Origin of the sequence: Streptomyces paludis (assembly GCF_003344965.1) — a bacterium.
Taxonomy (GTDB): Bacteria; Actinomycetota; Actinomycetes; order Streptomycetales; family Streptomycetaceae; genus Streptomyces; species Streptomyces paludis.
On the sequence record NZ_CP031194.1, the window covers coordinates 2,353,761 to 2,367,986 of the forward strand.

The 14,226-nt window shown below is 70.5% G+C and carries 12 protein-coding genes and 1 tRNA gene; 10 read left to right on the forward strand and 3 right to left on the reverse strand.

Going from position 1 to position 14,226, the window contains the following annotated elements:
• Nucleotides 1-51 precede the first annotated feature (51 nt).
• From DVK44_RS10055 to glmS, 3 genes are all read left to right on the forward strand, one after another.
• Nucleotides 52-1,017: a DUF4429 domain-containing protein gene (locus DVK44_RS10055; protein WP_114659360.1), complete on the forward strand. Its 966-nt coding sequence runs from the start codon at nucleotides 52-54 to the stop codon at nucleotides 1,015-1,017.
• An 88-nt stretch (nucleotides 1,018-1,105) separates the two neighbouring features.
• Entirely contained in the window at nucleotides 1,106-1,381 is a 276-nt protein-coding gene (locus DVK44_RS10060; protein WP_114659361.1) for a hypothetical protein, read from the forward strand.
• A gap of 76 nt (nucleotides 1,382-1,457) precedes the next feature.
• On the forward strand, nucleotides 1,458-3,287 hold the full coding sequence (gene glmS, locus DVK44_RS10065) for a glutamine--fructose-6-phosphate transaminase (isomerizing) (protein WP_114659362.1): 1,830 nt from the start codon (nucleotides 1,458-1,460) through the stop codon (nucleotides 3,285-3,287).
• A gap of 159 nt (nucleotides 3,288-3,446) precedes the next feature.
• Here the strand turns inward: glmS and DVK44_RS10070 are convergent, their stop codons facing one another.
• Together DVK44_RS10070 and DVK44_RS10075 are read right to left on the reverse strand one after the other, a co-directional pair.
• On the reverse strand, nucleotides 3,447-4,037 hold the full coding sequence (locus DVK44_RS10070) for a GPR1/FUN34/YaaH family transporter (protein ID WP_114659363.1): 591 nt from the start codon (nucleotides 4,035-4,037) through the stop codon (nucleotides 3,447-3,449).
• 215 nt (nucleotides 4,038-4,252) lie between these two features.
• Nucleotides 4,253-4,774 (reverse strand): universal stress protein, encoded by a 522-nt coding sequence (locus DVK44_RS10075; RefSeq protein WP_114665031.1) that lies wholly within the window; start codon nucleotides 4,772-4,774, stop codon nucleotides 4,253-4,255.
• Nucleotides 4,775-5,794: 1,020 nt separating this feature from the next.
• Here DVK44_RS10075 and DVK44_RS10080 point away from each other — a divergent pair.
• From DVK44_RS10080 to DVK44_RS10090, 3 genes are all read left to right on the forward strand, one after another.
• Nucleotides 5,795-7,012 carry a GlxA family transcriptional regulator gene (locus tag DVK44_RS10080; protein WP_114659364.1) on the forward strand — a complete coding sequence of 406 codons (1,218 nt, stop codon included), beginning with the start codon at nucleotides 5,795-5,797 and terminating at the stop codon, nucleotides 7,010-7,012.
• A gap of 10 nt (nucleotides 7,013-7,022) precedes the next feature.
• Nucleotides 7,023-7,625, forward strand: a complete 603-nt coding sequence (gene orn, locus DVK44_RS10085) for an oligoribonuclease (protein WP_114659365.1) — start codon at nucleotides 7,023-7,025, stop codon at nucleotides 7,623-7,625.
• Nucleotides 7,626-7,700: 75 nt separating this feature from the next.
• Nucleotides 7,701-7,773, forward strand: a tRNA-His gene (locus DVK44_RS10090).
• A gap of 91 nt (nucleotides 7,774-7,864) precedes the next feature.
• Here DVK44_RS10090 and DVK44_RS10095 read toward each other — a convergent pair.
• A complete protein-coding gene (locus tag DVK44_RS10095) occupies nucleotides 7,865-8,914 on the reverse strand; it encodes a LacI family DNA-binding transcriptional regulator (protein WP_114659366.1) in 1,050 nt (349 codons plus the stop codon).
• A 269-nt stretch (nucleotides 8,915-9,183) separates the two neighbouring features.
• Here DVK44_RS10095 and DVK44_RS10100 point away from each other — a divergent pair, with 269 nt between their 5' ends.
• The 4 genes from DVK44_RS10100 (at nucleotide 9,184) to DVK44_RS10115 (ending at nucleotide 14,092) form a co-directional block, all read left to right on the forward strand.
• Nucleotides 9,184-10,533, forward strand: coding sequence for an ABC transporter substrate-binding protein (locus DVK44_RS10100; protein WP_114659367.1), 1,350 nt, complete (start codon nucleotides 9,184-9,186; stop codon nucleotides 10,531-10,533).
• A gap of 3 nt (nucleotides 10,534-10,536) precedes the next feature.
• The gene (locus DVK44_RS10105) at nucleotides 10,537-11,538 is read left to right on the forward strand and encodes a carbohydrate ABC transporter permease (RefSeq protein ID WP_114659368.1); all 1,002 of its coding nucleotides are present in this window, start codon (nucleotides 10,537-10,539) and stop codon (nucleotides 11,536-11,538) included.
• A 9-nt stretch (nucleotides 11,539-11,547) separates the two neighbouring features.
• Nucleotides 11,548-12,498: a carbohydrate ABC transporter permease gene (locus DVK44_RS10110; protein ID WP_114659369.1), complete on the forward strand. Its 951-nt coding sequence runs from the start codon at nucleotides 11,548-11,550 to the stop codon at nucleotides 12,496-12,498.
• 184 nt (nucleotides 12,499-12,682) lie between these two features.
• Entirely contained in the window at nucleotides 12,683-14,092 is a 1,410-nt protein-coding gene (locus DVK44_RS10115; RefSeq protein ID WP_114659370.1) for a GH1 family beta-glucosidase, read from the forward strand.
• The last annotated feature ends 134 nt before the right edge of the window (nucleotides 14,093-14,226 follow it).

The following is a 14,226-nucleotide window of genomic DNA, read 5'->3' on the forward strand; positions in this document are numbered from 1 at the left end:
GGGGCTTGGCAGAGCCCCCGCCGCCCGCTTGTGTGATGAAAGAATCTCCGTATGGCGGAAATCATCCAGAAAAACGGCACCTGGACCTTCGACGGGGACACGATCCGTATCGTGCCCGGCAGCGACAAGAGCATCAGCCCGCTGCGCGCCACCCTCGGTGAGATCGTCGTACCGCTGCCCGCCGTGGCGGGTGTCTCGTTCGAGGCGGGGCGCAGGTCCGGCCGGCTGCGGCTACGGCTGCGGGACGGCGCGGATCCGCTGCTCCAGGTCGCGGCCGGCCGGCTGGGCGACGCCTCGGACCCGTACCGGCTGACCGTGGAGGGCGACCGCGCGGGCGTCGCCGAGTATCTGGTGGACGAGATACGCAACGCCCTGCTGCTCGGCGGGGTGGAGTCCGGCCCCGTGGACCGCTATCTGCTGCCGGGGCCCGCGCTGCCGCTCACGGTGGGCGCGGGCGACGCGACCGTCTCCTTCGACGGGGAGCGGATCCGGCTGGAGTGGAACTGGAAGACGGAGACCTCCAAGTCCTCCGGCGGCCCCCGGACCCTGGCGCTGGGCGAGGTGCGGGCGGTGGAGTGGCAGCCGAGCGCCGGGCTGGAGAACGGGTTTCTGCGCTTCCTGACCGGCCCGGCGCCGGTCACCGTACCGCCGAAGTACGACGCGAACGCGGTGGAGCTGTGGGGCTTCAAGAAGGATCCGCTGATGGCGCTGGTGGGGGCGGCGGTGCTGGCCCGGCTGCCGCATCCGTCGGCGGAGGCATCGGCGTCGGTGGAGGCGGGGGCGGAGCCTCCGGCCGCCCTGGAGTCCGCGCCGGTACGGGCGTCGGCACCCGAGCCCGCAGCCGCGCCCGCCTTGACCGCCTTGCCCGCCGCCGCGCCCGCGCCCGCCCCGGCCGGCGGGGACGATCATGACGCCCTGCTGCGCAGACTGCGGGAGCTGGGCGAGCTGCATCAGTCCGGAGTACTGACGGCGGACGAGTTCACCGCCGCCAAACAGGCCGTGCTCAAGCGGCTCTGAGAGCCGCCCCGAGTGACTCTCTCCTCATTCCTGCCCGATTCCGGGCAGGAATCTTGCGCATGCGCCGCCGCACCAGCAATATCAACGGGTGCTTGAACGCCGCCCGTCGTACGACGATCTTATTGACCATCTGGTCCGCTCCACCGCGCTCCACCGCGGTGAGGCCGCCCGGGTGGTGCTCGACGTGCTGGCGTACTTCGACGAGACGACCGAGGAGTTCGTCCGCCGCCGCCACCGGGAGATGCAGTCCGGCGGGGGCACGAACGCGGAGATCTTCGAACGGATCGCCGCCGAACTGCCGCACCGCGCGGTGGCGCCCCCGGAGCTGTCGCTCCGGCAGCTGCGCCGCATCGTCTACGGCTGAGGCGGCGACCAAGGCGGCGGCTGAAGCGCTGAGCGCCGCCGGGCACACATCATTCATCAGGAGGGGCAGAGACCGTATGTGCGGAATTGTCGGATACATCGGTAAGCGGGACGTGGCACCACTGCTGCTGGAGGGGCTCCAGCGGCTGGAGTACCGGGGGTACGACTCGGCGGGCATCGTCATCACCGGCAAGCCGGCCGCGGGCAAGGCCGCCGCGCTGAAGATGGTCAAGGCCAAGGGCCGCGTCCGCGAGCTGGAGGCCCGGGTCCCCAAGCGCTTCGCCGGCACCACCGGTATCGCGCACACCCGCTGGGCCACGCACGGCGCCCCGAGCGACGAGAACGCCCATCCGCACCTGGACCCCGAGGGCAAGGTCGCCCTCGTCCACAACGGCATCATCGACAACGCCTCCCAGCTGCGCGTGAAGCTGGAGGCGGACGGGGTGGTGTTCCTCTCCGAGACCGACACCGAGGTGCTGACCCATCTCATCGCCCGCTCCCAGGCCCCGACGCTGGAGGAGAAGGTCCGCCAGGCGCTCAAGCTGATCGAGGGCACGTACGGCATCGCCGTGCTGCACGCCGACTTCCCGGACCGCATCGTCGTCGCCCGCAACGGCTCCCCGGTCGTCCTCGGCATCGGCGAGAAGGAGATGTTCGTCGCCTCCGACGTGGCGGCGCTGGTCTCCCACACCCGCCAGGTCGTGACGCTGGACGACGGCGAGATGGCCACCCTGAAGGCCGACGACTTCCGTACGTACACGACCGAGGGCTCGACCACCTCGGCCACGCCGACCACCGTGGAGTGGGAGGCCGAGTCGTACGACATGGGCGGCCACGACACGTACATGCACAAGGAGATCTCCGAGCAGCCGGACGCCGTGGACCGGGTGCTGCGCGGCCGGATCGACGACCGGTTCTCCACCGTGCACCTGGGCGGGCTCAATCTGGACGCGCGCGAGGCGCGGGGTGTGCGCCGGATCAAGATCCTGGGCTGCGGCACCTCCTACCACGCGGGTCTGATCGGCGCGCAGCTGATCGAGGAGCTGGCCCGGATCCCCGCGGACGCCGAGCCGGCCTCCGAGTTCCGCTACCGCAACCCGGTCGTGGACCCCGACACGCTCTATGTCGCGGTCTCCCAGTCCGGTGAGACGTACGACGTGCTGGCGGCCGTGCAGGAGCTGAAGCGCAAGGGCGCCCGGGTGCTGGGCGTGGTGAACGTCGTCGGCTCGGCGATCGCCCGGGAGACCGACGGCGGGGTGTACGTACACGCCGGTCCCGAGGTCTGTGTCGTCTCCACCAAGTGCTTCACCAACACCGTGGTCTCCTTCGCGCTGCTCGCGCTGCACCTGGGGCGGATCCGCGATCTGTCCGTCGCCGACGGCAAGCGGATCATCGCGGGGCTGCGCAGGCTGCCCGAGCAGATCTCCGAGATCCTGGCGACGGAGGGCGACATCGAGAAGCTGGCCGCGCAGTACGCGCAGGCCAGTTCGATGATGTTCATCGGCCGGGTGCGCGGCTATCCGGTGGCGCTGGAGGCGTCGCTGAAGCTCAAGGAGATCTCGTACATCCACGCCGAGGCGTACCCCGCCTCGGAGTTGAAGCACGGTCCGCTGGCGCTGATCGAGCCGGCCCTGCCGACGGTCGCGATCGTCCCCGACGACGATCTGCTGGAGAAGAACCGGGCGGCGCTGGAGGAGATCAAGGCGCGCAGCGGTCCGATCCTGGCCGTGGCGCACCAGGAGCAGGAGAAGGCCGACCACACGATCGTCGTGCCGAAGAACGAGACCGAGCTGGACGCGATCCTGATGGGCATCCCGCTCCAACTGCTCGCCTACCACACGGCGCTGGCGCTGGGCCGGGACATCGACAAGCCCCGTAACCTCGCGAAGTCCGTGACGGTCGAGTAGCCGGACTCTCCGGGGGGCGGGTCCTTCCGGGGCGGCCTCCGGTGGACGGGAGCGCCTCCAGCGCGTGCCACCCGTCGCGCTGGAGGCGCTCCCCGGAAGGGGCCGGTGCTTGCCCGGGCACCGGCCCCTGGGCCGGCTGCCGCGTGCCCCTTCGGGGCACTATCCGGTGGCCGTCACGCCCCGGTCGGCAGCACGACGCGGGAGCAGCCGGCGCGGCACCTCGGTCGGCCAGTGCGCGAGCGCGGCCGTCGCCCCGTACCAGGAGGCGAGGCCCGCCACGGCCGCGACCCAGCCGGCGACCTTGAAGAACACCGTCGACTCGCCGAAGAGCCCGATCGCTATCAGCAGCAGCGCGACCGTGAACAGCCCGTACGCCCCCTGGAAGAGGCGTCCGGCGCCCCCGGCGCCCAGGGTCAGGCTGAACGCCAGCAGGGCCCACAGGACGATGAAGAGCCCCGCCGCGTTCGACGACACGAGGTCGCCGGAGCTGATCGCCCAGATGAACCAGAAGGCGCCGAAGCCCGCGAAGGCCGTGCCGGTGGGTGTGTCGCCCGTCCGCAGGGCGAGCAGCCCGGCGAGGAACAGCGTCCCGCCGCCGAGGTAGAGCGCGAGGGGCAGGCTGGTGGCCGCCACGACGCCGTCTATGGCGCGGGTCTGGCCGATGCCGAAGGCCAGCAGGGTGAGTCCGAGGGCGAGATGACCGAGAACCGAGGTCGAGGTGGTGCTTCCCGCAGAGACGTCATTGTCCACGGCGGGCTCCCTTCATGATGCGCGGGTGTGCAGTGTCCCAGCGACCGTTATGTACCCTTCACAAGCGCGCAACGCACCTCTACGCGTGAGTAAATTCACGCGGGGAGTAAGGGAGTTGACAGAAGTTGACGGGAGGCTCAGCCCTTCCGTCCGTTCCGCCGGAACAGCGCGCGGACCAGCGCCCCGAGCGGTGACCGGAACAGCGCGGAACAGCGCTACGGGATGACCACCACGGGCCGTCGCGCCCGGCGCGCGAGCCGTCCCGCGACCGAGCCGAAGATGCGCCCGACGATGCCGTGCGTGGATCCGACGACGATCGCGTCGGCCGAGTACTCCTGGCCGACCTCTTCCAGCTCGTGACAGATGTCACCGCCGCGCTCGACCAGGATCCACGGCACTTCGGCGAGATAGTCGGCGCAGGCCAGCTCCAGACCGAGCACTTCGGTGCGGTGGTCCGGCACGTCCACGAAGACGGGGGGCTCGCAGCCCGCCCAGACCGTGGTCGGGAGCCGGTTGGCGACATGGACGATGATCAGACCGGAGCCGAGCCGCCGGGCCATGCCGATGGCGTAGGCCAGCGCCCGTTCACTGGACATCGAGCCGTCGAAACCGACGACGACTCCGTGCATGAAGGCGGGATCGCAGGAGGCGTGGGTCTGGGCCGCAGGCCGTAGCTCCGACAGAGGGTCGGCTACGCGCTCGCGGTCTGCGGGTTCTGGGATTTCGTGACCGGCCATGGGTGTCTCGGCGAAGAGGTCCTCGTGAAAGATCAACGGGGGCGTGACGGACGGAGCTGTGTCCGGGAATCATCTTCCCAAGCCCATACCCCGAAGGGTACGGCGACACTCCTCTCATGCCCAGAGCCCGGCGTCCCACACGCGGCATTTCAGGGGAGCATGCACGAGGCGGGGCCGGATCGCAATGGCGGATGGCCCCTACAGCCGTCGGGGCGCGGCGACCGTACCGTTTCCCCTGCCGTCGGCCATCGGCCACCTCGCAGCCCCCAGGGAGCCCCCTGTGTCCGCCGTGCCCGCCCCACCGCCCGCCCGGGTTCCCGCCGGCCACCCGCGCCCCCGTGGGGCCCACGCGGCCCGCCACGAGCCTCGCGCAGCGCCCGTGACGGCCCCTGAGGGGGCCGCGGAGGGCGGGAAGGGCGGCGGGGCGGGTCACGGGCCTCCCGGAGCGGCACACGGCCGTACGCGGATTCCGGCCCCCCTGGTCGCGCTCCCACGCCCCGGGGGTACCGTCACACTCGCCGCACCGAACGTCCAGAAGTCGCCAATACGACGGAGGACACCGGAGCGCGCACGGAAGCGGACGGGGGCGCGTCCCGGCTCGCACGCACGCGAGAGGAGTGCGCCGGGGGGCTCAGGGCGCCCCCAAGACACACCCAGCACTTTTCAGCCAACTTCGCACTTGAGCAGAACCTTTGGTGGAATGGCCTGCCAACCCCCTTGCCACCAGGCAAGAAAGGACCGTTACCGTCGTCCGCACCCTACGGGGACGGGCCATGCGCGTGAGGCCCACTTCCACTCTCGGCTTCCGAGTGGAACGCTTCGTGATCGAATGCTTCGCGCCAAGTTGCCTTGTCGACATAGCGCCGGTTGGGGAACTTGTCACGCCGGCACCACGGAACACAGTAGATTCGATCATGAGTATCGACGGCTGGGGACCCGTGCAAAACCGAGGGGAATCGTGCAGGAGCGAAAGGCCCGACAAGAACGGGGAGACGCGAACACCGAGGGGGGCTTAGCACCATGAGCCAGGACTCCACTGCCGCACCGGAGTCAGTACGGAAGCTTTCCGGGCGTCGACGCCGGGAAGTCGTCGCCGTGCTGCTCTTCAGCGGCGGCCCCATCTTCGAGAGCTCCATCCCGCTCTCCGTGTTCGGAATCGACCGCCAGGACGCCGGGGTTCCCCGCTACCGCCTGCTCGTCTGCGGCGGGGAGGACGGACCGCTGCGGACCACCGGCGGCCTCGAACTCACCGCGCCGTACGGACTGGAGGCGGTCAGCAGGGCCGGCACGGTCGTCGTACCGGCCTGGCGGTCGATCACATCACCGCCACCACCGGAAGCGCTGGACGCGCTGCGCCGCGCCCACGAGGAAGGCGCCAGGATCGTCGGTCTGTGCACCGGCGCGTTCGTGCTCGCCGCGGCCGGTCTGCTGGACGGCCGCCCGGCGACGACGCACTGGATGTACGCGCCGACGCTCGCCAAGCGCTATCCGTCCGTACACGTGGATCCGCGAGAGCTGTTCGTCGATGACGGGGATGTACTCACATCCGCCGGCACGGCGGCCGGAATCGATCTGTGCCTGCATATAGTCCGGACGGACCACGGCGCGGAGGCCGCGAGCGCGCTCGCGCGCCGACTCGTCGTACCGCCGCGGCGCGGCAGCGGTCAGGAGCGCTATCTGGACAGGTCTTTACCAGAGGAAATCGGCTCCGACCCGCTCGCCGAGGTCGTCGCCTGGGCGCTGGAGCATCTTCACGAGCAGTTCGACGTGGAGACGCTCGCGGCTCGCGCGTACATGAGCCGCCGGACCTTCGACCGGCGGTTCAGATCGCTCACCGGAAGCGCGCCGCTCCAGTGGCTGATCACCCAGCGGGTGCTTCAGGCACAGCGGCTGCTGGAGACCTCCGACTACTCGGTCGACGAGGTCGCGGGCCGCTGCGGCTTCCGCTCCCCGGTGGCCCTGCGCGGTCACTTCCGGCGGCAGCTCGGCTCGTCCCCGGCCGCCTACCGGTCCGCGTACCGGGCCAGGCGTCCGCAGGGCGAGCCCATGACGCAGGGCGGCATGGATCCGGTCGTACCGGCCCAGGCGTCCCCGCACTCGCGGCGGACGGCGGCTTCCGGTGCCCCGGGGCACATGTCGGCCTCGTCGGCGCTCCCGGAGCACCCGAAAGCCAGTTCCGACATGTACGCGACAGGTTCGGGCCGTCCGAGTCTGCCCGGCCAGCGGAGCGCACCGTAGGGTAAGGCGCATGAACGATCGAATGGTGTGGATCGACTGCGAGATGACCGGGCTCTCGTTGACGGACGACGCACTCATCGAGGTGGCCGCGCTGGTCACCGACTCGGAACTGAACGTGCTCGGTGAAGGGGTGGACATCGTGATCCGCCCGCCGGACGCGGCGCTGGAGACCATGCCCGAGGTGGTGCGGCAGATGCACACCACCTCGGGGCTCCTCGACGAGCTGGCGGGCGGCACCACGCTCGCGGCCGCCGAGGAGCAGGTCCTGGCGTATGTCCGCGAGCATGTGAAGGAGCCGGGCAAGGCGCCGCTGTGCGGGAACACGGTCGGCACCGACCGCGGCTTCCTGCTGCGCGACATGGCGACGCTGGAGAGCTATCTGCACTACCGGATCGTCGATGTCTCCTCGATCAAGGAGCTGGCCCGCCGCTGGTACCCCCGGGCCTACTTCAACAGCCCGGAGAAGAGCGGCAACCACCGTGCCCTCGCCGACATCCGCGAATCCATCGCGGAGCTGCGCTACTACCGCGAGGCCGTCTTCGTGCCGCAGCCCGGCCCGGACTCGGACACCGCGAAGCAGATCGCCGCGAAGCACGTGCTGCGCGAGGTCTGAAAGGCTGGTGCGAGCACCCTTTCAGACCCTGTACACTTTTTCTCGGCCGGTCGGAGAAAAAGAAGACCGGGCGTGGTGGGTATAGCTCAGCTGGTAGAGCACCTGGTTGTGGTCCAGGATGTCGCGGGTTCAAGTCCCGTTACTCACCCTTGATGAAGGAAGGCCCGGTCCGCGGAAGCGGACCGGGCCTTCCTCGTGTGCGACGCCTTGACGCGCCTGCGCGCCGACGGCCCCCGGCCCTACGACGACTCCCGCACCACCAGCTCGGTCGGCAGCACGAGATGGCGCGGTCCGGACTCCCCCGCCACGACCGCCAGGACCAGTTCGGCCATCGCCCGGCCCATCTCCTCGATCGGCTGGCGCACGCTGGTCAGCGGCGGGTCCATGTGGCGGGCCACCGCCGAGTCGTCGAAGCCGATGAGGGCCACATCGTCCGGGGTACGGCGGCCCGCCGCGCGGAGGGCCTGGCGGGCGCCCGCGGCCATCACGTCGGAGGCGGCGAAGACCGCGTCCAGGTCCGGGCGGCGGGCCAGCAGGCCGGCCATGGCGCGCCGGCCGCCCTCCTCCGAGAAGTCGGCCACCGCGATCAGCCCGGGGTCGGGCGCGTGGCCCGCCTCGGCGAGGGCCCTGCGGTAGCCGTCGAGGCGGCAGGCCGCGCCGTACACCTCCAGCCGGCCGGTGATCGTCGCGATCGTACGGCGGCCCCGGGCGAGCAGGTGGGAGACGGCCGTACGGGCGCCCTCGGCGTTGTCGGAGTCGACGGACGGCAGCGGTTCGGCGGCCGAGCGGGGGCCGCTGATGACCGTCGGGATGCCGATGCCCGTGAGCAGCTCCGGGAGCGGGTCGTCGGCGCGTACGGAGACGAGGAGCGCGCCGTCGGCGCGGTGGGCGGCGAGGTACTGGGCCAGCCGGCGGCGCTCGCGGGCGCCCCCGGCGAAGGTCAGCAGCAGCTGCATCCCGGAGTCGGCCAGGGCGTCCCCGATGCCGCCGACGATGTCCGAGAAGTACGGCTCGGCGAAGAACCGGGCCTCGGGCTCGGGGACGACCAGGGCGATCGCGTCGGCCCGGTTCGCGGCGAGCGCGCGGGCCGCGCGGTTCGGTACGTACCCCAGCTCGGCGACGGCCGCCTCGACGGCGGCCCTGGTGCGCTCGCTGACGCGCGGGGAACCGTTGATCACCCGGGAGACCGTGCCGCGGCCGACACCGGCGCGCACGGCGACCTCTTCCAGCGTGGGTGGCCGGCCGTCGCGCGCTTTTCCTTCCCGCGAGCGGGTTCCCCGTGATGTCATGTCCGCCTCCACACCCTGGAGCCGTGGGTCCGCCCCCGGCCGTTCAACCCACAAATGGATAAAGGAGCCAGCTCCCGCCGCCCGGTCCCTTGACACCCCCACAGGGACGGGCGACCCTTCAACACATCACACATGGGAGCGCTCCCACCGTACCCGACCCATACATGCCCCGCACGTGGCCCGACCGCGCCGGACCCCCCTCCCGCAGCGGACGCAGCACGCAGCAGTCGGCCGGAGTCCGGCCCCGTCGGTGCACTAGGAGGACGTCAATGCGTACACGTACTCGTTCGTCACGCCGGGCGGTGGTTCTCATGGCCGTCGCCGCCCTGGCGGCCGGAGCCCTCTCCGGCTGCTCGAAGGACAGCGAGGAACCCTCCGACGGCGCTACGAGCGCTTCGAGCTCCGGCGGCGGTGGCAGCGACAAGGGCAAGACCACGCTCACGATGGGACTCTTCGGCGCCTTCGGCTACCAGGAGGCCGGGCTCTACGACGAGTACATGGCGCTCAACCCGAACATCGTCATCAAGCAGACGACGATCGAGCGGAACGAGAACTACTACCCGCCGCTCCTCACCCACCTGGGCACCGGCAGCGGGCTCGCCGACATCCAGGGTGTCGAGATCTCCAACATCAACGAGGTCACCAACACCCAGGCCGACAAGCTGATGGACCTCGGCAAGGCGCCGGGCGTGGAGAAGGACAGCTTCCTGCCCTGGAAGTGGGGGCAGGCCACCAACGCGGCCGGCAAGACCATCGGGCTCGGCACCGACATCGGGCCCCAGGGCATCTGCTACCGCAAGGACCTCTTCGCCAAGGCGGGGCTGCCCACCGACCGCGAGGCGGTCGGCAAGCTCTGGGCCGGCGACTGGCAGAAGTATCTGGAGGTCGGGAAGCGGTTCCAGGCCAAGGCGCCCAGCGGGGTGTCCTTCGTGGACGCGGCCGGCGGGGTGCTGAACGCGATCCTCGGCGGCAGCCCGGACCGGTTCTACGACAAGAACGGCAAGATCATCTACAAGACCAACCCGGGTGTGCGCGCGGCCTGGGACACCGCCGCCGGCTTCGCCGAGGCCAAACTGAGCGCCCGGCTCCAGCAGTTCACGCCCAGCTGGGACCAGGGCTACGCCAACAGCAAGTTCGCCACCGTGGCCTGCCCGCCGTGGATGCTCGGCTATATCCAGGACAAGGCGGGCGCCGCGGGCAAGGGCAAGTGGGACGTGGCCGCCACACCCAAGCCCAGCAACTGGGGCGGTGCCTTCCTCACCGTGCCCGAGGCGGGCAAGAACAAGGACGAGGCAGCCAAGCTCGCCGCCTGGCTGACCGCGCCCGAGCAGCAGGCCACGCTCTTCACCAAGCGCGCCAGCTTCCCCAGCTCCCAGGCGGCGTACGCGCTGCCCGCCGTGGGTGAGGCCAAGCACGAGTACTTCGACAACGCGCCCATCGGGCAGATCTTCGTCAAGGCGGCCAAGGACATGCCGATCCAGACCCTGGGCCCGAAGGACCTGATCATCCAGCAGAACCTGTCCGACGTCGGCATGCTCCAGGTCGACCAGAAGGGTACGTCGTCCAAGGACGGCTGGAACGCCGCCGTGAAGGCGATCGACAACGCGCTGGACCAGTGACCGATGGCCACGGACGCACCCGCCGCGCCCTCCGAAAAGGAGGGCGCGGCCCCGGCCACGGACCAGGACGCCATCCTCCGGGAGGAGCGCCGCCGGGAGCGGCGCAGCCGCTGGTACCGCCGCGATGTGCGGTGGAGCCCGTACGCGCTGATCGCCCCGTTCTTCGTCTTCTTCCTGGCCTTCGGGCTCTTTCCGCTGCTCTACACCGGCTGGGCCTCGCTGCACCGGGTGGAGCTGACGGCGCCCACCGACATGGAGTGGGTGGGGCTGCGGAACTTCTCGCGGCTGCTGAGCGACGACTTCTTCTGGAACGCGCTGCGCAACACCCTGACCATCGGGGTGATCTCGACCGTCCCCCAGCTGCTGATGGCGCTGGCCATCGCCCATATGCTCAACTACCGGCTGCGCGGCTCGATGTTCTTCCGGGTCGCGGTCCTCACCCCGTACGCCACCTCGGTGGCCGCCGCGACGCTCGTCTTCGTCCTGCTCTTCGGGCGGGACTACGGGATGATCAACTGGGCGCTGAACATGGTCGGTATCGACCCGGTCGACTGGCAGAACGGCACCTGGACCTCCCAGTTCGCCGTCTCGACCATCGTCATCTGGCGCTGGACCGGCTACAACGCGCTGATCTATCTCGCGGCGATGCAGTCGATCCCCGACGATCTGTACGAGTCGGCGGCGCTGGACGGGGCCTCGCGCTGGCAGCAGTTCCTGCATGTGACCGTGCCGTCGCTGCGGCCGACGATCCTGTTCACGGTCGTGGTCTCGACGATAGGGGCGACCCAGCTGTTCGGTGAGCCGCTGCTGTTCAACGGCTCGGCGGGCGCGAACGGCGGGTCCGACCACCAGTTCCAGACGCTGGGTCTCTATCTGTACGAGCAGGGCTGGGTGAATCTGCATCTCGGCCGGGCCTCGGCGATCGCCTGGACGATGTTCCTGATCCTGCTGCTGATCGGCGCGGTGAACTGGCTCGTCAGCCGTCGTCTGCGCAAGAGTTCGTAGAGGAGACACATGTCGACGACGACTTCGCGGACCCCGGCCCTCGGCGGGGAGCACGGCGAGAACGGCAGCGCCGGCCAGCGCGACCAGGACGGCAAGGGCGGCAAGCGCGGTAAGGGCGGTAAGGGCAAGGGCGCGGGCCGCCAGCTGCACGGCGGAAAGATCACCTACGCCGTGCTGACCCTCTTCACCGTCGGTTCGCTCTTCCCCCTGGTGTGGACGGCGATCGCGGCGTCCCGCAACAACACCCGGCTCGCCCAGACGCCGCCGCCGTTCTGGTTCGGCGGGAACCTCTTCAAGAACCTGGAGATCGCCTGGACCGACGCCAACATGGGGACGGCCCTCTTCAACACGACGCTGGTCGCCGGGTCCATCGCCGCCGGTACGGTCCTCTTCTCGACGCTCGCCGGCTTCGCCTTCGCCAAGCTGCGCTTCCGGTTCCAGAACGTGCTGCTGCTGATGGTGATCGGCACGATGATGGTGCCGCCCCAGCTCAGCGTCGTACCGCTCTACATGATGGTCGCCAAGCTGTCGTGGACCGATCAGCTCCAGTCCGTCATCCTGCCCACCCTGGTCAGCGCCTTCGGGGTGTTCTTCATGCGGCAGTACCTGCTCGGCGCGCTGCCCGGCGAGCTGGTCGAGGCGGCGCGCGTGGACGGCGCGAGCAGCTGGCGTGTCGTGTGGCACGTCGTCTTCCCCGCCGCGCGGCCCGCGATGGCCGTGCTGGGGATGCTGACCTTCGTCATGGCCTGGAACGACTTCTTCTGGCCCATCATCGCGCTGACGCAGAACGGCAGTCCCACCGTGCAGGTGGCGCTGACCGGGCTCGGCCGCGGCTATATCCCCGACCAGTCGGTGATCATGGCCGGCGCGCTGCTGGGCACGCTGCCGCTGCTGATCGCCTTCGTACTGTTCGGCAAGCACATCGTCGGCGGGATCATGCAGGGCGCGGTCAAGGGCTGAGCCGGTACGTCGGCGTTCCGCCCGCGCCGCCGCCCCCGCTCGTACCGCCCACGCTCGGACCGCGCCCGTCCGTACAGCGACCGTCCGAACAGCGCCCACCGCCGACAGACCCCGCCGCGGCGCGTCCCATGGACGCGCCCCGCGCCCCTCACCCCCCATCCCTACGGTCATTGGGAGCTGCATCATGTCCGACACCTTTCCGGCGGGCTTCCTGTGGGGCACCGCCACAGCCGCTTATCAGATCGAGGGCGCGCCCCAGGAGGACGGCCGTACGCCGTCCATCTGGGACACCTTCAGCCATACGCCCGGCAAGACCGAGGGCGGCGCGACCGGCGACATCGCCGTCGACCACTACCACCGCCGGGCCGAGGACGTCCGGCTGATGGCCGACCTCGGGCTCAACGCGTACCGCTTCTCCGTCTCCTGGCCGCGGGTCCAGCCCACCGGCCGGGGACCCGCCGTCCAGCGCGGGCTGGACTTCTACCGCGGGCTCGTCGACGATCTGCTCGACCACGGCATCGAGCCCGTCCTCACCCTCTACCACTGGGACCTGCCGCAGGAGCTGGAGGCGGCAGGCGGCTGGCCGGAGCGCGAGACCGCGTACCGCTTCGCCGAGTACGCCCGCCTGGTCGGCGAGGCGCTGGGCGACCGGGTGCGGCGCTGGACCACCCTCAACGAGCCCTGGTGCAGCTCCTTCCTGGGGTACGGCTCCGGGGTGCACGCCCCCGGCCGGACCGACCCCCTGGCCACCCTGCGCGCCGCCCACCACCTCAATCTCGGCCACGGTCTCGCGGCCCAGGCGCTGCGCTCCGTGCTCCCGGCCGGCGGCCAGGTCTCCGTGAGCCTCAACCCGTCGTGCGTACGGGCCCGTACACAGTCGCCGGACGACCTGGACGCGCGCCGCCAGATCGACGCCCTCGCGAACCGGATCTTCAGCGGGCCGATGCTGAACGGCGCGTACCCCGAGGACCTCATCGCGGACACCGCGCGCCTCACCGACTGGTCCTTCGTGCAGAGCGGTGACGAGGCGCTCTGCAAGCAGCCGCTGGACTCGCTGGGCATCAACTACTACACGCCCGCGGTGGTCTCGGCGTCCACCGACCCGACCGCCGAGCGCCACGACGGTCACGGCGCGAGCGACCACTCCCCCTGGCCGGGGGTCGACTCGGTCGCCTTCCACCAGCCGCCCGGCGAAGTGACCGAGATGGGCTGGTCGGTGGACCCGACCGGGATGTACGAGCTGCTGATGCGCTACTCCCGCGAGGCGCCGGGCGTACCGTTGCAGATCACCGAGAGCGGCGCCGCCTACGACGACAAGCCGGACGCCGACGGTGTCGTCCACGACCCCGAGCGGATCCGCTATCTGCACGCCCATCTGTCGGCCGTACGGCGCGCGATCGACGACGGCGCCGATGTCCGGGGCTACTTCCTCTGGTCGCTCATGGACAACTTCGAGTGGGCGTACGGATACACCAAGCGCTTCGGCGTCGTCCGCGTCGACTTCGAGACCCAGCGCCGCACCCCGAAGTCCAGCGCCCACTGGTACGCGAAGCTGGCCGCCACGGGCGTCCTCCCGGACGTGCCCCTCGGCTGACGCGGCCCCGTCACTACTTGACGGTGCCTATCTCCCGGTCGGCCGCCCCGACACCTCTCGGCGCGGCCGGCACGGCGGCGAGCGGCATTCTTCGTACGGTCACGGTCACGGTCATTGTCACAGCTGGCCTCCCC